The sequence below is a fragment of the Neorhizobium petrolearium genome, assembly GCF_017873175.1.
GTDB classification, from domain to species: domain Bacteria; phylum Pseudomonadota; class Alphaproteobacteria; order Rhizobiales; family Rhizobiaceae; genus Neorhizobium; species Neorhizobium petrolearium.
The window spans coordinates 83,698-104,223 of sequence record NZ_JAGGJW010000013.1; the positions used below are offsets into that span (position 1 = coordinate 83,698).

The 20,526-nt window shown below is 59.1% G+C and carries 15 protein-coding genes; 7 read left to right on the forward strand and 8 right to left on the reverse strand.

Annotation, left to right across the window (positions count from 1 at the left end; genetic code table 11):
* Positions 1 to 72: 72 nt before the first annotated feature.
* Positions 73 to 1,608, reverse strand: a complete 1,536-nt coding sequence (locus J2046_RS23600; protein ID WP_210056058.1) for an ABC transporter substrate-binding protein — start codon at positions 1,606 to 1,608, stop codon at positions 73 to 75.
* A gap of 328 nt (positions 1,609 to 1,936) precedes the next feature.
* On the opposite strand from J2046_RS23600, the gene J2046_RS23605 reads away from it, so the two are divergent.
* The 4 genes from J2046_RS23605 to J2046_RS23620 all read left to right on the forward strand — a co-directional run bounded on the left by J2046_RS23605 (position 1,937) and on the right by J2046_RS23620 (position 9,699).
* On the forward strand, positions 1,937 to 4,090 hold the full coding sequence (locus tag J2046_RS23605; RefSeq protein ID WP_210056060.1) for an indolepyruvate ferredoxin oxidoreductase subunit alpha: 2,154 nt from the start codon (positions 1,937 to 1,939) through the stop codon (positions 4,088 to 4,090).
* Between the two features lie 10 nt (positions 4,091 to 4,100).
* Complete coding sequence (locus tag J2046_RS23610; RefSeq protein WP_210056062.1) at positions 4,101 to 5,648, forward strand: indolepyruvate oxidoreductase subunit beta family protein; 1,548 nt, start codon at positions 4,101 to 4,103, stop codon at positions 5,646 to 5,648.
* Positions 5,649 to 5,743: 95 nt separating this feature from the next.
* A complete protein-coding gene (gene mprF / locus J2046_RS23615; RefSeq protein ID WP_210056064.1) occupies positions 5,744 to 8,326 on the forward strand; it encodes a bifunctional lysylphosphatidylglycerol flippase/synthetase MprF in 2,583 nt (860 codons plus the stop codon).
* Positions 8,323 to 9,699 carry a virulence factor family protein gene (locus J2046_RS23620; protein ID WP_325169781.1) on the forward strand — a complete coding sequence of 459 codons (1,377 nt, stop codon included), beginning with the start codon at positions 8,323 to 8,325 and terminating at the stop codon, positions 9,697 to 9,699. Before mprF ends, J2046_RS23620 begins: the two co-directional genes overlap by 4 nt.
* 1 nt (position 9,700) lies before the next feature.
* On the opposite strand, the gene J2046_RS23625 is transcribed toward J2046_RS23620, so the two are convergent.
* Genes J2046_RS23625 through J2046_RS23635 form a run of 3 tightly spaced genes read right to left on the reverse strand, consistent with a single transcriptional unit; the run spans position 9,701 to position 12,676 of the window.
* Positions 9,701 to 10,210: a MarR family winged helix-turn-helix transcriptional regulator gene (locus tag J2046_RS23625; RefSeq protein ID WP_210056066.1), complete on the reverse strand. Its 510-nt coding sequence runs from the start codon at positions 10,208 to 10,210 to the stop codon at positions 9,701 to 9,703.
* Between the two features lie 31 nt (positions 10,211 to 10,241).
* Positions 10,242 to 11,831 (reverse strand): phytoene desaturase family protein, encoded by a 1,590-nt coding sequence (locus J2046_RS23630; protein ID WP_210056068.1) that lies wholly within the window; start codon positions 11,829 to 11,831, stop codon positions 10,242 to 10,244.
* 59 nt (positions 11,832 to 11,890) lie between these two features.
* Complete coding sequence (locus J2046_RS23635; protein ID WP_210056070.1) at positions 11,891 to 12,676, reverse strand: cyclase family protein; 786 nt, start codon at positions 12,674 to 12,676, stop codon at positions 11,891 to 11,893.
* Between the two features lie 321 nt (positions 12,677 to 12,997).
* Here J2046_RS23635 and J2046_RS23640 point away from each other — a divergent pair, with 321 nt between their 5' ends.
* Positions 12,998 to 14,575: a phytoene desaturase family protein gene (locus J2046_RS23640; RefSeq protein WP_210056071.1), complete on the forward strand. Its 1,578-nt coding sequence runs from the start codon at positions 12,998 to 13,000 to the stop codon at positions 14,573 to 14,575.
* Between the two features lie 66 nt (positions 14,576 to 14,641).
* Positions 14,642 to 15,157 carry a MarR family winged helix-turn-helix transcriptional regulator gene (locus J2046_RS23645; protein ID WP_210056073.1) on the forward strand — a complete coding sequence of 172 codons (516 nt, stop codon included), beginning with the start codon at positions 14,642 to 14,644 and terminating at the stop codon, positions 15,155 to 15,157.
* A 2-nt stretch (positions 15,158 to 15,159) separates the two neighbouring features.
* Here the strand turns inward: J2046_RS23645 and J2046_RS23650 are convergent, their stop codons facing one another.
* Both J2046_RS23650 and J2046_RS23655 read right to left on the reverse strand, forming a co-directional pair.
* Entirely contained in the window at positions 15,160 to 15,834 is a 675-nt protein-coding gene (locus J2046_RS23650; RefSeq protein ID WP_210056075.1) for an amino acid ABC transporter permease, read from the reverse strand.
* 69 nt (positions 15,835 to 15,903) lie between these two features.
* A complete protein-coding gene (locus tag J2046_RS23655) occupies positions 15,904 to 16,701 on the reverse strand; it encodes an ABC transporter substrate-binding protein (RefSeq protein ID WP_210056253.1) in 798 nt (265 codons plus the stop codon).
* A 374-nt stretch (positions 16,702 to 17,075) separates the two neighbouring features.
* Here J2046_RS23655 and J2046_RS23660 point away from each other — a divergent pair, with 374 nt between their 5' ends.
* Entirely contained in the window at positions 17,076 to 17,780 is a 705-nt protein-coding gene (locus tag J2046_RS23660; protein WP_210056077.1) for a hypothetical protein, read from the forward strand.
* A gap of 30 nt (positions 17,781 to 17,810) precedes the next feature.
* Here J2046_RS23660 and J2046_RS23665 read toward each other — a convergent pair whose 3' ends face one another.
* Positions 17,811 to 19,667 carry a dipeptide ABC transporter ATP-binding protein gene (locus J2046_RS23665; RefSeq protein ID WP_210056079.1) on the reverse strand — a complete coding sequence of 619 codons (1,857 nt, stop codon included), beginning with the start codon at positions 19,665 to 19,667 and terminating at the stop codon, positions 17,811 to 17,813.
* Position 19,668: 1 nt separating this feature from the next.
* Positions 19,669 to 20,526 carry an ABC transporter permease gene (locus J2046_RS23670; protein WP_210056081.1) on the reverse strand — a complete coding sequence of 286 codons (858 nt, stop codon included), beginning with the start codon at positions 20,524 to 20,526 and terminating at the stop codon, positions 19,669 to 19,671.

Genomic DNA, 20,526 nt, shown 5'->3' on the forward strand with positions numbered 1-20,526 from the left:
ATAGATCGCGTCATACTGCCCCTCATCCAGTCCTTCGGACCTCCTTCTCCCCGCCGGGGGAAGGAGAAGCAATCAGGCCTTTGACACCAACGTTGGTTGCAGCGCGCCGGAAACGTTCGGCACGACCTTCAGCTTCTCCTTGTAGACGATCGGCTGGACGTATTGCAGCAACGGGATGACGTAACCCTGTTCGGCGATGTATTTGCTGACGGCCTTCCAGCCGTCGATACGCTTCTTCTCGTCCTTTTCGCCCCAGAGCGGCATGATCATGTTGTCGAGGTCTTCCGTGTTCCAGACCGAGTGCGGCGAGGGTCCGAACATGGCGAAGCCGGTGGAGGTCGTCGGGTCGCCGATCGCGTTGCCCCAGTTATAGAAGGCGGCAGGCGCCAGTTGGTCGGCGGCCCGCAGTTCGTAATGCTTGGCGATCTCGTAGACCTCGATCTCCGCCTCGATGCCAACGCGGCGCCACATGCCGACGATCGCCTGGATCATTTCGTAATCCTTCGGCTTGAAGCCGCGCGTCGTCTGGATCTTGAATTTTACAGGCCTGTCGGTGGAATAGCCGGAAGCCTTGAGCAGGTCCTTGGCTTTTGCCTGGTCATAGCCGACCTTGATGGACGCGTCATAGGCATCGTATTCCGGTGCCTCGAGCGTATCGATCGGCACGCCGTAGCCGCGCAGCAGCCGATCGACGATCGCTTTCTTGTCGATCGCATGATGGGCGGCGAGGCGCACGTTCTTGTCGAGCATGGCGTCGATGTTGTTCAGGAAGATCATTCCGATGTCGGAGATCGGCGTGGCGACCCCTTTCAATCCGGCCTTCCCCTTCAGGCGGTCGTATTCTTCATAGGGAATTTCAAGCGTGATGTCGGAAGAGCCGGACTCGATTTCTGCCACACGGGTAGTTGCATCCGGCACGAACTTGAAAACGACCGTGTCGAAGGCCGGCTTGCCGCCGTAATAGTTCGGATTGGCTTTGAGGCGCAGGAAGGCATTGCCTTCATAGGCATCAACCATGTAGGGGCCAGTGCCAACCGGTTTCTTCTCGAACCCTTCCGCGCCGACCTTCTCGTAATAGGCCTTCGGCATCACATAGCCGGTCAGGAAGGCCATCCATTTGAAGAAGGTCGGGTCATACTGCTTCACGTCGCCCGTGATGCGCTTGCCATCGATCTTGTAGTTGCCGGCAGTCGACCAGACAAATTGGATCGGATTGCCGGTTTCCTGTTTGGCGGCGCGTTCCAGCGACCAGATGATGTCTTCCGGCGTGAAGTCGGAGCCGTCGTGCCATTTGACACCTTCGCGGACGTCCATCCAGATCTGCGTTTTGTCGTCGTTCCAGCCCCAGGCGGTCAGAAGGCCGGGCAGGAAGGAAAGGTCCGGGCCCTGGCCGATGAACTGATCGAAGATCGAGCGGTAGATCGCCTGGATCGTCGGGTTGACCGCCGATGGACCAACAGTTGGATCGAAGGAGGGCAGGTTGACGTTATAGGCAATGGTCAGCGTCGAACTGTCCTGCGCAAAAAGCGCGTTACGTCCGGAAAATACGCCTGTCAGAAAAGTAGCCGTGCCCAAGCTCAATGCCTGGCGCCGGGAGAGCGTCATCATGATCTAACTCCGTTGTTCCCACTCGGCCAAACTGGCGGACAGGCTGTCCGTGTCGGGCTCTTCGTTCGAATGGTTGAACGTTAAAATAAGTGTCGGATGGCGGCAAGGATTATTTGCGACCGAAACGGGTGTTTTTCACCTCGGCACGCTCGAATAATATGTGTGTGCATATAATTACGCCGTGGTATGTGGTGCCTTCAGGCGATCTGATCCCCAAAAATAGGCCGTCTAGTCCGTCTGTATTTGTGAATTGACAACTACATGATGTAGAAAATATGCTTTTGCAAATGTTTGTGGGTTAAAGCCGAAAAGGCAAAGGGGAACTGCCATGGCTGAGCGGTCTTTTGCGCGCGAAGTCGAGGATTTGAAGCTTGGAGAAGGCGAGATCTTCCGCGGCGAGGGCATTCTCGCCATCACCAAAGCGCTGCTGCAATCCGGCGTTTCCTATGTGGGCGGATACCAGGGTTCGCCGATCTCTCACTTGATGGATGTCTTGGCCGACGCAAAGGACATGATGGAAGACCTCGGGGTGCATTTCGAGACTTCGGCCTCCGAAGCGGCTGCCGCCGCGATGCTCTCGGCCTCCGTCATGTATCCGGTGCGCGGCGCGGTCACCTGGAAGTCGACCGCCGGCACGAACGTCGCTTCCGATGCCCTTTCCAACCTTTCCTCCGGCGGCGTCAACGGCGGCGCGCTGATCATCCTCGGCGAGGATTTCGGCGAGGGCTCGTCGATCATGCAGGAGCGTTCCCACGCCTTTGCGATGAAGTCGCAGATGTGGCTTCTCGATCCGCGGCCGAACCTGCCTTCAATCGTTCAGGCGGTGGAGGATGGTTTCCAGCTTTCTGAAGCATCGAACACGCCGGTCATGCTGGAAGTGCGAATCCGCGCCTGCCATGTGCATGGCCAGTTCGTCGCCAAGGACAACAAGCGGCCAACTTATACGCTGAAGCAGGCACTTGAAAATCCTGTGCGCGACGTGAACCGTATTGTTCTGCCGCCGGCAAACTTCATTCACGAGAAGGACAAGCTGGAGCGCCGCTGGCCGGCAGCCGTCAACTTCATCAAGGAGAGGAAACTCAACGAGTTCTTCGGTCCGGAAGAGGGTGAAATCGGCATTATCATGCTGGGCGGCATGTATAACGGCGTCATGCGCGCCCTGCAGCAACTCGGACTGGCTGACGTCTACGGCAATTCATCGATCCCGCTCTACGTGATGAACGTTGCCTATCCGATGGTCGACGAGGAGGTCGTCGATTTCTGTATCGGCAAGAAGGCCGTGATCATGGTCGAGGAAGGCGCCCCGGAATATATCGAGCAGACGATGCATACACTCCTGCGTCGCCGGGACATTCAGACGAAACTCCACGGCAAGGATATCCTGCCGCTTGGTGGAGAATATACCGCGCCGGTGATGATGAAGGGTTTGAAAACCTTTATCGAAATGTATGATCGAATCCTGCTTGGCAACCAGCCGCCAGTTCCGGACCCGACACCAATCCTGAATGATCCGAAAGTAAAGGCGCTGGCAGAAGTCGTGCCTGCCCGTCCGGCCGGCTTTTGTACTGGTTGTCCGGAGCGACCGATTTTCGCGGCCATGAAACTGGTCGAAAAGGAACTCGGCGAGCATCACGTCTCAGCGGATATCGGTTGCCATCTCTTCTCGATTTTGCCGCCCTTCAATATCGGGGGCACGACGATGGGCTATGGTCTCGGCCCGGCTTCCGCCTCGGCTTTCAATGTCGAGGCGGACAAGCGTTCGATCGCCGTCATGGGCGACGGTGGTTTCTGGCACAATGGTCTTGCCACCTCGGTCGGCAACGCGGTTTTCAACAAGCAGGACGGCGTCATTCTTGTCGTCGACAATTATTACTCGGCGGCGACCGGCGGGCAGGACATCCTTTCATCGCGCGCTATCAATCCAAACCGCAAGACGAACAATTCAATCGTCAACGCGGTGAAGGGCATCGGGGCCACCTGGGTGCGCCAGATCGACCGCACTTATGACGTCGCCAAGATGCGCGACACGTTGAAGGAAGCGCTGACGACCAGGGAGAAGGGCCCGAAGATCATCGTGGCCTCCTCCGAATGCATGCTGAACAAGCAGCGCCGCGTGAAGCCGCAATTCGCCAAGGCGGTGAAGGATGGCAAGCGCATGGTGAAGGAACGGTTCGGGGTGGACGAAGACGTCTGCACGGGTGATCACGCCTGCATTCGTCTCTCCGGCTGTCCGTCGCTTTCGGTCAAGCACACCGATGATCCCCTGAAGGATGATCCGGTTGCGGCGATCGACAATAGCTGTGTCGGCTGCGGCAATTGCGGTGAGGTTTCGGAGGCTGCGGTCCTCTGTCCGTCCTTCTATCGCGCCGATGTCATCCACAATCCGAACGGCTGGGACAGGTTCGTCTACCACTTGCGCAACAAGGTCATCGGGTGGCTTCAGGCCCGCCGCGCTGCCGGTCGCATCATGTTTGCGGATTAAGGACAAGGTTATGAACGAAACCGTGAACCTGAAGACGCTGATCGCTTCCGACAAGCCGCTGACGCTCGCTATTCTCGCCATGGGCGGCCAGGGAGGTGGCGTGCTCGCCGACTGGATCGTTGCGCTTGCTGAAGAGCAGGGCTGGATGGCGCAATCCACCTCAGTGCCTGGCGTCGCCCAGCGCACCGGCGCCACGATCTATTACATCGAGATGCTGCCGGCTAGGGATGGTGTCTCGCCGATCTTCTCCCTAATGCCGACACCGGGCGATGTGGATGTCGTGCTCGCCGCCGAGCTGATGGAGGCCGGCCGTTCGGTTCTTCGCGGCCTCGTGACGCCGGACAAGACGGTGTTGATTGCTTCGACGCACCGCTCGTTTGCCGTCGGCGAAAAGGAAAAGCCGGGCGATGGCATCGGCGATCCGACGGTTGTGGTCGGCGCCACGGATTTCGCCGCCAAACGGACGATTGCTTTCGACATGGATACGTTGGCGCTCAAGAACGGCAGCGTGATTTCCGCCTCGATGTTCGGCGCGCTGGCTGCAGCCGACCTCCTGCCCTTTTCCAAGGAGGCGTTCGAGGCGACGATCCGTGGTGGAGGCAAAGGCATCGAGGCGAGCTTGAAGACTTTCAATGCTGCGTTCGACCGGGCAAGGACGAGGCCACGGGATGAGATAAGCGCCTCGCCGCCGAAGCGTTTCGACGCCATGCCGGAAACGGCCGGTCATCCGGAACTCGACCGGTTGGTGCATCGCCTGCGCGCCGAATTTCCCGAAGTCGCTTTGCCGTTGCTTTTTGCCGGCGTCAAGAAGCTCGTGGATTTCCAAGACCCGGCGTATGCCGGCGAGTATCTTGATCGTGTGGGTAAGCTCCATGCTCTCGACCGCGCCAATGGCGGCGAGGAGAAGGATTATGCCTTCACAGTTCAGGCGGCGAAATATGTGGCGGTCGCCATGGCCTATGACGACGTTATCCGCGTAGCGGACCTCAAGACCCGAGGCAGCCGTTTCGACCGGGTACGCAAGGAGGTCGGCGTCAAGCAGGATCAGATCCTCTACATGACCGAATACATGCATCCGCGCATGGAAGAGGTCTGTGGCACGCTGCCGAAGGGGCTTGGTCTCTGGGTCGAGAAGCGCCCAAAACTATTCTCCTGGCTCGACCGACGCATCAACAAGGGCCGCCGGGTGCAAACCGGCACCCTCTTCTGGTTTCTGACGCTCTATACGGTCGCGGCGCTACGCCGTATCCGTCGCCGCACGTTGCGGCACCTGCGTGAGACCGAGCACCTCGAGGCCTGGCTCAATGCGGCGATCCCGCTGTTCTCACGGAACTATGATCTTGCGGTCGAAGTAATCAACAATCGACGACTGGTGAAGGGCTATTCCGATACCCATGCGCGGGGGCTTTCGAAGTTCGACCGGGTGATGTCGGCGCTGATGACACTTAGCGACCGCGAGGACGGTGCGATCTGGATGAAACGTTTGCGTCAGGCGGCGCTGCTCGACGAGAACGGGATCGCGCTTGACGGCGCCTTGAAGACGGTCGCCACGCTTTAAGCATATCAGACACATTAAAGCCGCGATCCCGTTGCTTTTGCTGCGCATCCGACCAAAATCTGGATGCGCAATTCCTCGGCACCGGTTAAATCACCATGACACCCACTGATCGTCAGCTTGGCCGCTTTCGAGATATCATCGAGGCGTATCGCTCTTACATTGTCGCGCTCGTGGTGGTGGTGGTGTTCGCCCTCACAACGTTCGCCATTTATAATCTCACCACCGAGGTAAGCTATGACGATGTGATCGAAGCGCTCGGCAATACACGGTGGTCTGCAATCGGGCTTGCTGTCTTCTTCACCATGCTGAGTTTTGCGGCCCTCGTCGGCTACGACATGAACGCGCTCGCCTACATCGGCCGCACCCTGCCGTTTATGCCAGTCGCGATGACCGCTTTCAGTGCCTATGCGGTCGGCAACACGGCCGGATTCGGAGCCCTGAGTGGCGGTGCTATCCGCTTTCGCGCTTATTCCCGCCTTGGCCTTTCACCGGATGATATCGGTCGTGTCATCGCCTTCGTGACGTTAGCCTTCGGGATCGGATTACTCGCCGTCACGGCATTGGCCTCGCTCGTCACGGCACCAAGGATCGGGGCGATTCTGGGGGCTGATGATGGCTGGATCCGTGCCGGAGCAATCCTGATCATCATCATGCTATCCGTCCTGGTGATATCGGGGCGTGATGGGCGGACGATTTCGATCGGCAGCCTGAGCATCCGTCTGCCGGATACCCGAACGTCCTCGCAGCAGTTCCTCATCACAGCGCTTGATATTGCCGCCTCGGCCTCCGTCCTCTATGTCCTCCTTCCGCAGACGAATATTGGCTGGCCTTCGTTCCTCGCCATCTATGCCACCGCCGTCGGCCTCGGAGTGCTGAGCCACGTGCCTGCCGGCCTCGGTGTCTTCGAAACCGTGATCATCGCAGCACTCGGCAATACGGTCAGCATCGATCAAGTGCTCGGCAGCTTGGTTCTTTACCGTGTCGTCTATCACGTTCTGCCGCTGCTCATCGCGACGCTCGTGGTCATCGGCGTCGAGATACGTCAGCTTGCCCATCATCCGGTGGCTTCCACATTACGCAAGCTGGAATTCCGGCTGGTGCCGCCGCTGCTAGCAGCCTTTGCGATAATCGCCGGCGCAATGTTGATTTTTTCAAGCGTGACGCCGACGCCGGATTCCGACCTGAATTTCCTTTCCAACTATTTGTCGCTGCCGTTCGTGGAGGGCGCGCATTTCCTTTCCAGTATCCTTGGCCTCATTCTCTTTGTGGCAGCGCGCGGAATAGGCCAGCGGTTGGATGGAGCCTGGTGGACGGGCATGGTCTGTACTGCTCTTGCGCTCGTCTTCGCTTTCGTGCGCGCGATCGCTCCTTTTGAAGCCATCTTCCTCGTCATTCTGCTGGTAGGTCTTTTTCTCAGTGCGAAACAGTTCAATCGCCGTGCATCGCTGTTTGGGCAGGTGCTATCGCCGAGCTGGATTGCCGCCATGCTCATTATCGTGGCTACAGCCGTTACAGTTCTGCTTTTCGTCTACCGCGAGGTGGAATACAGCCACGAGCTCTGGTGGCAGTTCGAGTTTTCCGAAGAGGCGCCACGCGGCCTGCGTGCTGTTCTTGGCCTGGCGATCTTCGCGGCGTCCATCTCTTTTTACAGTCTGTTGCGACCGGCCACGCGGCGCTCGCCGCCGTCAACGGCGGACGATCTCGGACGGGCAATCCAGATCGTGATGGCGCAGGATAACGCCGATGCCAATCTGGTTCGGATGGGAGACAAGCGCCTGATGTTCTCCGAGAGTGGCCGTGCCTTTCTCATGTACGGCATCCAGGGACGGTCCTGGATCGCCCTCTTTGATCCCGTCGGACCGCAAGAGGAGACGGCAGATCTCGTCTGGCGTTTTGTCGAAGAGGCGCGCAGTCGGGGTGGCCGCGCAGTGTTTTATCAAATATCGCCTGGCCTGCTTTCCCATTGCGCCGATGCCGGGCTGAGGGCCTTCAGGCTTGGTGAACTTGCGATTATCGATCTTTCGCATTTCGATCTCAAAGGCGGTCGTCTCGCCGGACTGCGGCAGGCTGTCAACAAAGGCATGCGTGAGGGGTTGGAGTTCTCGGTCATCGATGCGCCGGAGGTGATGGCTTCAATCGAGGAACTCAGGCAGGTCTCAGATGCCTGGCTTGCGGAACACAATACGCGCGAAAAGACGTTCTCGCTGGGCGCTTTTCGAGATGATTATGTCGCTTCGCAATCGGTAGCGGTTTTGCGTAAGGAGGGCCGAATTGTCGCTTTCGCAACGCTTTTGATCACCGATACGAAACAGGAAGGAACAGTCGATCTGATGCGCTTTTCGCCGGAAGCACCGAAAGGATCCATGGATTTTTTGTTCGTGAAAGTCATGGAATATCTGCGCGATGCCGGTTATGCACATTTTAATCTCGGCATGGCGCCACTTTCGGGAATGTCCACGCGCGAAGTTGCGCTCGCATGGGACCGGATTGGCAGCGTCGTATTCGAGCACGGCGAGCGATTCTACAACTTCAAAGGATTAAAAGCTTTCAAGTCGAAGTTCCATCCCACCTGGGAGCCGCGCTACCTCGCCGTGGCGGGCGGGGTTAGCCCTGCCATCGTGATGATGGACGCTACGCTTCTGATCGGCGGCGGCTTGAGAGGAGTGGTTGGTAAATGATGTTCCTGCGGTTTCTTTGCATCATCGCGCTTGTTGGCTGGTTCTCCTGCGTCACGACCGCGGTCGCTCAGCAGCAGGATTATCAGGCCGGCCTGATCCCGTCGCCGCGCATCATGGTGCCGAACGGCGGAGATGATGATCTCCAGGGCATCGTTTTCCTGATCTCGGACGGGCAAGGCTGGGGTGCGCGGGAGGAGGCGCAGGCCCAAGCTCTGCTGAATGCCGGCGCCGCAGTGGTCGGCATCGATTTTCCGGCATATATCAAATCGCTTGCTGCCGATGATGGTGAATGCGTCTATATGGTGTCCGACATCGAGGATGTTTCCCAACAGGTGCAGCGACGGATCGGCAATTCGGATTATCGTCATCCGATCGTGGCCGGGATCGGAGAAGGCGGGGCACTTGCGCTTGCCATGATCTCCCAGAGCCCGAATGCAACTATAGGCGAGGCGATCGCTGTCGACCCGGCAGCCGGCATCCCGCTCGCTAAGGAACTCTGCACTCCCGCCTCGAAGCAGAAAATCGGCGATCGCACGGTTTATGGGTTTGACGATGGAGCCCTGCCGGCAGCAGTAACAATCATCTCCACCGCGTCCGCCGATGCTGCCGGCAAGGCGCATGGCCAGCGGCTGAAGCAGGAGCATCCGGAGGTGGAACTTGCCGATTCCAGCTCGACTGCGGAAGAAGCTCTGTCAGAGGTTCTGCTGGCTCATATTGCGGTGGCAGGCCAAAGCGGCCAGCCGCTCGATTTACCGCTGACGGTACTCGATGCAAAGCCGGCTATGAACACGATGGCGGTAATTTATTCCGGTGACGGCGGCTGGCGTGACCTCGATAGCGAGGTTGGTGGTTACCTGCAGTCTCAAGGCATCCCGACAGTTGGGGTAGATTCGCTGCGTTATTTCTGGTCCGAACGCACACCGCAAGGAACGGCGGATGATCTGGCAAAAATCATCGAGCACTATCGCCGGCAGTGGGGCATCCAGAACGTGCTGCTGATTGGTTACTCTTTTGGAGCCGATGTGCTGCCCGCCACCTATAATCTCCTGCCGGTGGCGGATCGGGAAAGGGTGAGGCAGGTCACGCTGCTCGGACTGTCTCATCAAGTGGACTACGAGATTTCCGTCACAGGTTGGCTCGGTGTCACCGCCGCTGGGAAAGGCGGCGATCCGACCAACGACATCGCAAAGATAGATCCGAAAATTATCCAGTGTGTCTATGGCACGGACGAAGACGACGACCCGTGCCCAACGCTGAAGGACCGCGGCGTCGAGGTCGTGCCGATCGAAGGCGGGCACCATTTCGATGAGAATTATCAGGCGCTCGGCAAACGCATCCGCGACAGCCTGCAAGCACGGCTTGCAAACAGATAGGTCATATCTCGTGCTTGCGGATGTTCAGGAGGATTTTATGCAGCGTGCCTGTGAAGGCACGATACTCCTCCTCATCTATGCCGTCGAACATCTGTAGCAGCGAATCGTACATGGTCGGCCAGAAGCGAGCGAAGGCATCCCGTCCGTCTTCGGTAATCGTCACGTCGCGGATGCGCATGTCCTCCGGCCGCGGCGTGCGGCGGATATAACCCTGATCCTCGAGAGAATCGAGCGTGCGGCTCATTGTCGATTGCTCAATGACGGCAAAAACGGAAAGTTCGTTGATGGTGAGTGAGGCGGAGACGCTCAGGACAGCCAGCGTGCGCATCTTGGCAGTCGAGAGTTCGTATTCGCGCAACTCCTCCGCCATATTAGAGTTCCAGCGGGCGATGATGCGGTTCATCAGATAGGGGGCGAAGTGATTGAGGCCGATTTCCCCCATCGTGGGCCGATCCACCTGATCACCTTCCTGATGCCGGCGTAACACCACGCCTGAAAACCGTTCTGCCATGAGCCCTCTTGATATTTTCGGCCGCTGCGTTTCAGCGCAACGACGATGCAAGCAGAAAACCGGAGCCGCCGGCAAGCCCGGGACCTGGATGGGTCGAGGCGCCGATATGATAAAGACCCGGCACGTGGGTGCGGTGGTTAACAGACGACTTGAAGGGCCGCCAGAGGAAAAACTGATCCAGGCCGCAAAAGCCGCCATAGGGGTCGCCACCGACAAGGTTCATGTTCATCCCCTCAAGATCGGCGGGAGAATAAGCGCGGCGGGCAAGCTTGATGTCGGCAAAGTTCTCAATGTGACGGAAAAGGATCGCCTCGATGCGGTCCGCATAATGTTCACGCACCGCCTCTGTCCAACTGCCATCTGCAGATACGGGGATCTCACCGGCTGCATCGCCCTTGATAACGCGCGGAGCTTCCGGAAGTTGAAGCCAAAGGATCGATTTGCCTTCCGGTGCGCGTGAGGGGTCGAAACTCACGGGTTGGCCGACGCAGACAGTTGGCTCGGCGGGCAGAAGGCCGCGCTCGCATTCGTTGGTGGCGCGTGAAACGCCATCGAGTCCGGGCGTCAGGTGCAGCAGCGCGACTTTGCCGAGATCGGGATCGCCCTTCCAACGAGGTGGCGCAGAAAGCGCATAGTGAATTTGCATGTCGCCTTTGCCGTAGCGGTAGCGGGCGACGCCATCGGCGACTTCGGCTGGTATCGGCTGTGGCCAGTCCTTCAGTAGTCGGTCGTAGATCTGGTTTGGCGTTGTGGAGCAGATGACGCCGGACGTCGCCTGGATCGCCTCACCGTTTGCCAACCGGATACCGGCTGCCTTGTTGCCCTGGCCGGCAAGGATACGCTCGACATCTGCGCCGGTGCGGATCGTGCCTCCCTGATTTGCGATCAAGCGTTCGAAAGCGGTTACGAGATTGGCTGCTCCGCCCTTGACGATCGGGCAGCCAGCAAGCTCGATTGCAAAACTAATGACTTTTAGCATCTCGGCCGAATAGGCGCTTTCCGGCGCCAGCCCGCAATGCAACACCCAGGGCGCCCAGAGCGCATGCGCAGCCTCGGACCTGTAGGTGGTTTCAAGATAACCGCGGGCAGGTTTCAGTGCGTCTCCGAACCAGGCAGCAAGCTGGCGAAGGCCCTTGCCCCAGCCCTGCTTCGCGACGGTCTTCAGCGTCGTGCCGGACCAGAGCGCGCCGCCAAGCAGTGAGAAGAGGAAGGCTGCGTCCGCACCCAGCGCATTCATCTCGCGGTCGAAAGCCTTGCCGTCGCCTTCAGCCAGCGCCTCGAAGTTGGCAATGTTGCGCTGCCGGTCCTTCGAGAAGATCACCGAAGAGCCATCCGGTCGCAGCACGCCGGTCGGCAGTTCGGCGTGAGCAAATTCCAGGCCGTGATTCTCCAGGTCCTTGCCCAGCACGCCGTAGGCGGGCGAGGTCAGGAAAAGCACCATGGTGGTTGCCATCACATCGTGAATAAAGCCTGGCTCGGTGATTTCCTCGGTTCGGAGGCAGCCGCCAATGCCGTCGTTTCGTTCGAGAACGAGGACTCGTTTGCCCCTCTTCCCAAGCATGGCGGCAGCGACCAAAGCGTTGATGCCGCTGCCGACGACGATGTAATCGAAATCCGCCATAGCACCCTCTTTGCCGGATATAGAAAAGGCCGGACCGTGAACGATCCGGCCCTCAGGATTCAGCCGGCGATGAGAGCCAGTGCGCGGACCGGTGAGCCGGTGCCCTTGACGAACTTGAGCGGCGCTGCGATCAGCACCGCCCCCTTGGGCGGAAGCTGGTCGAGGTTGGACAGCGAAGCCAAGCCGTATTTGTTGTTCTTGTGCATAAGGTTGTGCGCCGGGAAAGGCGGGTTCATGCCGCCGGCCGAACCGGCATCGGTGCCGACTGTTTCCTGACCCCAGCCGATGATACCCTTGGAAAGCAGGTATTCGATCGCTTCGGCCGTCGGGCCTGGCGAATGCGGGCCATTCTCGTCGGCGTTCAGGAAGGTTTCGGTAGAGCCGTTGCGCTTGTACCAATCGGAACGCATCAGCACCCAGCTGCCTGCTTCGATCTCGCCGTGCTCGGCTTCCCATTCCTTGATGCTGTCAACGGTCAGCAGGTAATCCGGGTTTTCAGCGGCTTCCGTGGAGCGGTCGATGACGTTGACCGGCGCCACGAAGTTCTGCGGCGGAATGGTGTCTGTTGTGTTGTTCGGGTTGTCCTTGCCGGTGATCCAGTGACAGGGCGCATCGAAATGTGTGCCGGTGTGTTCACCGAGCTCCAGCCAGTTCCAGGCCCAGAACGGACCGTCCTGATCGTAGGCGGAGATCGTGTGGACCGCGACTTTCGGCGTGTTCTTGCCGAACTGTGGCGGCAAATAGAGCACCGGGGTATCAGGGCCAAGCGGCGCTGTCAGGTCGACCACCTTGACCGAGCCGGAAAGAAGAGCGGAAGCGAGATTGGAAAGCGTGTTGGAAGACATGATGCCGAATTCCCCTTGAATGACCGGTTTCGTGAGCCGGGCGGCAGGCCGGTTTCCTCCGCCGGATGCCGCTAACCGATGGGCGAGCCTATTTCAGAAAATATGAGGATGCAAGCAATCGAGCGCCGCTACCGCGCGCAAAAATTTGCATATTCCGTTCGAGCACGGAGTTCATGGATTCCTCCGGAATAAGCGGCTCCATCTTGCGTTGAGAAGAGGCTATCCTGCGTGTCGTCGTGCTGTTTTCAGGCTGCGACCCCTTGATGCCGATTCCGGAAAATGTATGCATATGGATAAATAATGTGATCCAGGGGAACGGCGATGACGGCATATGATGCGGTGGTGATTGGGGCAGGTCATAATGGGCTTGCGAGCGCCATTCATCTCGCCGCACGAGGCTGGTCGGTAGCCGTCATAGAAGGCAAGCAGGACCCGGGGGGCGCCGTGAAGACAGGTGATTTCACGCTGCCGGGATTCAGGCACGATCTCGCGGCCATGAATCTGTCGATGTTCGCCGGTTCGCCGTTCTTTGCGACATATAAAGGCGAACTGATCGCGCACGGGCTCGGCTTGGTACCCGCCAAACGCTGTTTCTCGAGTGTCTTCAGAGACGGCACCCATCTCGGGGTCTCGACCGATCTCGAAGAGACGGTCGGGGCGATCGAGTCGATCTCGTCGCAGGACGCGGCGGCATGGCGAGAGCTCTTCGCCGAATTCGGCTCGAACGCTCCGCATATCTTCGGGTTGCTTGGTTCGCCCATGCCGTCGCTTGCTGCGGCGAAAGTGCTCTGGAAGGCTTGGCGTGAAAAGGGCACTGGCTGGCTTTATGACACGGCACGCATGCTGCTCGCTTCACCTCGCGATTTCCTCGATGCCCGCTTCCAAAATGACAAGGTCAAAGCGATGATGAGTGCCTGGGGCTTGCACCTCGATTTTGCGCCGGATGTCGCCGGTGGAGCGCTGTTCCCGTATCTCGAAAGCATGGCGAACCAGGCTTTTGGCATGGTGATCGGCCAAGGCGGCGCCGATACGATCATAAAAGCCATGACTGGATTGCTGCAGGCAAAAGGCGGCGAACTGATGCTCGGCAGGCCAGTTGAGCGGGTCGAGATGTCGAATCGCACAGCAACAGGTGTCAAGCTGGCAGACGGCCGGGTGATTTCCGCCCGCAAGGCGGTCATTTCCAACGTCCATCCGAGACTGCTGTTCGGAAAGCTGGTCGATGCCGATCCGGCCCGGGAGTCATTCGATCGCAAGGTCGAGAGATTCCGTGCCGGGCCGGGCACGATGTTGATCCATCTGGCAATGGATGGCCTGCCGGACTGGAAAGCCGGCGAGGCATTGAAGGACTTTGCCTATGTGCACGTGGCGCCGGACCTGGCGATGATGTCGCGGGTCTATTCGGAGGCTATGGCAGGCTTGTTGCCGACTGAACCGGCGCTGGTGGTCGGCCAGCCCACGGCGTTCGATCCCTCGCGCGCGCCGGAGGGCAAGCATGTGCTCTGGGTGCAGGTTCGCGTACTGCCGGCGGAGATTCGCGGCGATGCTTCCGGCACGATTGCGGGGACCGACTGGGATGAGGTGAAGGAAGCCTATGCCGATCGGGTGCTGGATATTCTGGAAGGCTATGCCCCTGGTACGAAGGCGAAAATCCTCGGCCGCGCAGTGTTCTCCCCGCTTGATCTCGAAAGGGAGAACCCGAACCTGATTGGCGGCGACAATCTTTCCGGCAGTCATCATCTCGACCAGAATTTCCTGTTCCGGCCGGTTGCCGGTTATTCTCGTTACAAAACGCCGGTGAAGTCGCTCTATATCTGCGGCGCCGCGACCTGGCCGGGTGCGGGAACTGGGGCTGGATCGGGATTCATGCTGGCCAAGATGCTGGCCGGCAAAGGCTGACGATTCCTTTGACATTTCAAATATCAGCTTCTAGAGCTTGGTCGAGTGAAAGAGGCTATATTGGGAATGGCAGAAGCGGACGCAATCAATGTCGACTTGGAGATTATCGTCCATGGCGTGCAGGGGCGTTCCAAGCCGGAATTGCGTCTCTGGCTGCGCATGTTGTCTACGACCAAACTGATTTCGCAGGAAATCCGCCGGCGGCTTCGGGCCGAGTTCGGCGCCACGCTGCCGCAATTCGATCTGATGGCACAGCTCTATCGTGAGAAGGACGGGCTCCGCCTAGGTGAACTTTCCAAGCGCACGATGGTCACGAATGGCAATGTCACTGGTCTGGTCGAACGGCTGGAGGCAGATGGCTACATCCAGCGGTTGACGCCGGATGCCGACCGGCGCGTTACCGTCGCGAAGCTCACCGACAGTGGTACGATATTCTTTGCTACGATGGCCGCCGCGCATGAGCGCTGGCTACAGGAGATGATGGCGGACGTCGATCCTCGCATGATCTCGGGGCTTTGGTCGGAAATCGGGGCAGTCAAAGTCTCGGCCAGCAATCATCTCTCGGGCGCGGCCTTCGAATAGCTTTACCGCTTCTTTTCCTTGCTGAATTTCTTTTCGAGCAGATTCACCAACCGCACCATCGGCCAAAGAAAGGCGATGTAGATCAGGGCTGCGCCGATCAGCGGCGTCGGGTTGGCATATAGCGCCTGCGCATCCAGGCCCTCCTTCATCAACTCTGCCAGAGCCACCGTGGAGGCAAGCGATGTGTCTTTGAACATCGAGACGCAGTTGTTGGTGGTCGGCGGGATGACGATGCGAACCGCCTGCGGCAATACGACTTTGCGGAGGGTTACGATGAAGGAGAGACCGAGAGCCGCGGCGGCTTCGAACTGGCCCTTCGGAATGCTCTCGATGCCGGAACGGAAAACCTCGGCCATGTAGGCGGCCATGACAATCGTGAAGGCCAATATCGCGCAGGTCCATGATGACAGGCGGATGCCGATGAAAGGCAATGCGAAATAGATCAGCATCAGCACGACCAACATGGGCGTCGCACGGAAGATGTCGATATAGAAAACGGTGGCATAGCGTAGCGGTTTCGGCCCGTAGAGGCGCAGCAAGCCGATCACGAGGCCGCAGGGAATGCCGAAGCCGATACCGGCAATTCCGAGCAGAAAGGTGTTCACCAGCCCGCGCAGCAACGCCGGAAACGCATCGCCGAGAACCCCGAGATTGAAGAACGTATCGAGGAGGGTCATGTCCGTCTCTCACGAAAATGCCGGCCGTTTCCGGCCGGCATGGATGGAATTTGTTCGATGGAAGCCAGCTTAAGGCTTCGGCAGCGGCTGTTCAGTGGCAGTGGCGGAGTCTGCGGCGGGATCGGTGCCGAACCATTTCTTGTGAATGGCGATGAGGGTGCCATCCTTCTTCATTGCGGTAAGCGCATCGTTCGCCTTGCCGAGCAGCGGATGATCCTTGGTCATCATCAGGCCGTATTGCTCCCCGGTTTTGATGCGGACCTTGACCACGAGGTCTTTCATCTTAAGGAAAGCATATTCCATACCCGGCACGTCGCTCACGGCGGCATCAGCACGACCGGCGGAAAGATCCATCAGCAAGTCCTGCTGGGCGTTATAGCTCTTGATGTCACTGATTCCGTATTTTTTCTTATTTTCCTTGGCCCATTTGTCGCCGGTGGAGCCGGCGAGAACACCGACGACCTTATCCTTGAGATCCTCGACCGCGGCAAGCTTGGCCTCTTTGCGGGTGGCGATGCCCATGTCGGAATCATAGTAGGGCTGGGTGAAGGATTGGCTGCCGAGGCGTTCCTTGGTGATCGTGATCGAGGAGATTGCCACGTCGATGCGCTTGGAGGCCGTCGCGGCGAAGAGCGCCTGGAAGCCGAGGTCGGAAATCTCGACCGTCATGCCGAGGCGTTTTGCCACTTCATTGACGATGTCGACTTCGAAGCCTTCGAACTTGCCGTCGGCGGTCTTGTATTCGAAGGGCGGGTTGCTCGGATAGGAGCCAACGACGAGCGCTTCGGCCGAAGCAAAGCCAGCGCCGGCGATGAACAGGGTTGTTGCGCCCGCAATGCCTATAAAGGCGCGGCGAAAAAAGGGCATGATCATGGATTTCGTTCCCTCTGGTTTTGACCGGGAGTGTTCTCCGCCGGACCGGATACGGTTTTTTCTTGTCGTCGATAAATGGAATAAACGAAGCGAGCTCTCCCCAAGAGCAATCCGGCAGCGTTTCATATCCTTGTTTATGGCGCGAATGAGCGGATCGTGCTCGAAAACCCGGCGAGTTTCAAGCGAAAAGATTGAAGCTTAAATCATATAAGATCCAACCGATTTTCGGACAGAAATCGGGCTGCGAAATAGTTTAGGTTTAAAGCTTGTTTTTTCCCTCTGCCGGTTTGATAGTCGAGCATTGACAGAGAAGCTGAGGCCGCGCCGCATGCGTTGCGACCTCACAATGTAGCAGGGAAAGTCCAACCATGCGTTTTGCATATTTCGCCTTTTTCGAGAATGTGGACGGAAGCCAGCTCGGGGTGAGCAAGGCGGATGCCGAGACCGTCGCCGAAATTATCAAGCTGACGCCCGGCCTCACCTCGGCCAATCTCTATACACCCGAGGTCACGAGGGACATGTATAACAAGGATGAGCAGTCTCCTGTCTTCGGCATGCAGCTTTATTTCAACGAGCTCACAGAGCTCGAAAAGGCGATGGCGCCGACAGGCCACCTGCAGCAGCTTGCAGCATCGGGCGTGCTTGCGAGTATCCGCGGGGCGAAGGCGACGCAACAGGCAATGTATGCCCGGCATTTTCCGGTCGATGACGACAAGCTCGATATTGAGAAGAACGGAAATCCCTGTTCCTACGTTGTGCATTATACGGGACCGGCCGAGGACCTGAACGTCTGGATGCATCACTATGTCAGCCATCATCCGCAGGTCATGCGCACTTTCCCGGGCATCAGGCAGATCGAGGTCCTGTCGCGCATCGACTGGTGCGGCTTCCTGCCGTGGGAGCGGGTCAACCACATGCAACGCAACCGGGTGATGTTTGACAGCCAGGTGGCATTGCAGGCGGCGCTGCAATCACCGGCGCGCGTTGCCATGCGCGAAGATTTCAAGACCTTCCCGCCCTTCGACGGCGGCAATTCCCACTACCCGATGGAGACCAGGATCATTGTTCCGTAAAGCGCGGTTCCGCCGGACCCGAAGAATGAATTACTCGACCTGATATCCTGCTTCTGCCAAAACCGGCGACCATTCCAAATTGACGTCATCCGGAGGTACTGCGGCAAGCAGGCTGCGGGTATAAGCATGCTTCGGATCGGCGAAGACGGTTTCCGTTCTGCCGCTTTCGACGACTTCCCCACGATACATGACCATGACCCGGTCGCAGAGGTAACGGACGACGGAAAGGTCATGGCTGATGAACAGCATCGAAAAGCCGTGCTCATCGCGCAGCTTCAGGAGAAGGTCGAGAAGCTGGGCCTGGACCGAGACGTCGAGGCCGGAGACGATCTCGTCGGCAACGAGGATGCGCGGCAAAGTACAGAGGGCGCGGGCGATGTTGACACGCTGCTTCTGGCCTCCGGAAAGCTGGGAGGGGAAACGCATGGCCGCGTCGGGCGGCAGGCCGATCTCCTTCAGAAGTTCGGCGGCGCGATTCATGCGTTCGAGCGAGCTGTTGTGCAGGCCATTGGCCTCGTTCGCCTGAGTGACGATGCTGCCGATGCGCCTGCGCGGATTGAGCGCCGATTGCGGATCCTGGAACACCATCTGGATATATTCGCGGCGATAGGCTTTCTCCGCATTGCCGTTGGTCGTCACATCGCGGCCGGCAAGTGTGATCCTGCCTTCGGTCGGTGTGTCGAGGCCGACGACGAGGCGGGCGAGAGAGCTCTTGCCGCTGCCGCTTTCGCCGACAATTCCCACGAATTCGCCTTCGCCGAGGGTAAAGTCGACGCTGTTCACGGCCTTGAAGCTGCTGCGCCTGGCAAACGGGCTCCAAGCGGTCGTATAGGCCTTGGTGAGTTTTTCGCCGTTGAGGTGGATTTTCGTCGAGGCGATCTCACGGCCGGGGGCTAGAAGCGGCGGCATGATCTCCGGCGTCTTTTCGGTGCGGATGCAGGCGGCGATATGGTTCGGGCCGATGTCGGCGAGCGGCGGTTCGCTCTCGGTGCAGGCTTCGACGGCGTTTGGGCAGCGTGACGCGAAACGGCAACCCTTAAGCTCCTTCAGCACGCGCAAGCCCGGCATGCGCTCGGGCAGAATGAACAGGCCGCGGCGCGGGCCACTGATCGTGGGATTGGCAAGCTGCAGACAGCGCGTGTAAGGATGCGCCGGTGCCGAAAAGAGCTGTTTGGCGGGACCGCGTTCGGCCGGACGGCCTGCATATAGCACCATGATCTCGTCGCTGATCTGGGAGGCGAGGCGGAGGTCATGGGTGATGAAGATAACCGCCGTGCCGTCGCGCTTTTGCATCTCGGCTATCAGCTTGACGATACGCGCTTGGATCGTCACGTCGAGTGCGGTCGTCGGTTCGTCGGCAATGAGCAGGCGGGGCCGGCTGGCAAAGGCCATGGCGATCAGAATGCGCTGACACATGCCGCCGGAAAGCTGATGCGGGTATTTTTCCAGCAGTGCCGAGCCATGCGGCAGGTGTACCGACTCGAATTCCTTCAGTGCTCGCTCGCGCCAGGTCTCGCCGGGGGCGAGGCCGATGCGCAGAAGGTGCTCCTTCATCTGCTGGCCGACGCTCAAGACCGGGTTGAGGCCGGAGAGCGGCTCCTGCGGTATGAAGGCGATGTCACGGCCGAGAAGGTTCCGGCGGCGTTCCGCCACCATGCTCACCAGATCCTCGCCATCGAATTCCAGCGTGCCCCTGGTGACCGCAAAACCTTTCGGAAGGTATTGCGAGATGGTGCGGCCGATCATCGATTTGCCGGCGCCGGATTCACCCACGAGGCCGAGGACCTTGCCTGGTTCCAGCGAGAAGTTGAGGTCTGTCAAGACCGGAAAGCTTTCCTTGCCGCCGAGCGATTCAACGCAGAGACCTTGTGCGGAGAGAATGGCCATATCAGGTGCGCTCCGTCTGCGTCAGGCGCGTGTCGAGCGTGCGGCGGAGCCCATCGCCCAGGATGTTGAAACCGAAGACTGCGAAGAAGATCGCAAAAATCGGCGCGATCAGGTTGAACGGTGCTTCATAGATATTCTGGCGGGCATCGGCGATCATCTGACCCCAGGCGGGGGTTTCCGAACCAACGCTCATGCCGACGAAGGAAAGGATCGCCTCGACGATGACGGCGACACCCATTTCGAGGCTCATGAGGGTAATCAAAAGTGGCAATGTGCCCGGCAGTATCTCACGGGTAATGGTGCGCCAATGTGAGAAGCCGACAAGTTGGGCAGCTGCGACATAGTCGCGGCGTCGCAGCACGATCACCTCGCTTCTGAGTACGCGACAGAAGCGGGTCCAGTCGACGAGGATGATTGCCAGCACAACGTTGCGAAGGCCGGTGCCGAGGCCGACCATGAGGATCAGCGACAGGATGACCGGCGGAAAGGAGAGCCAGATTTCAACGACGCGGCCGATCAGCCAATCCACCCAGCCGCCGAAGTAGCCGGCGACATGGGCGAAGATCGCGCCGATGATCATGGCGCCGACCGATGCGGTGAAGGCGACCGTGAGGGCCACGCGGGCGCCAAAGATCAGGCGAGAGAGAATACAGCGGCCAAGGCTGTCGGTGCCGAGCGGAAACATCGGGTCCCCGCCATCGGCCCAGGCGGGCGGCGTGAGGATGGCGAGAAGGTTCTGCTCGTTCGGATCATTCGGCGCGAGATAGGGCGCGAAGACGGCGCAGACGCCGAGGATGGAGATAATGACAAGGCCGGTCTGAACGCGGCCGGATTTCAGCCAGAGGGGAAGCGGTTGCAT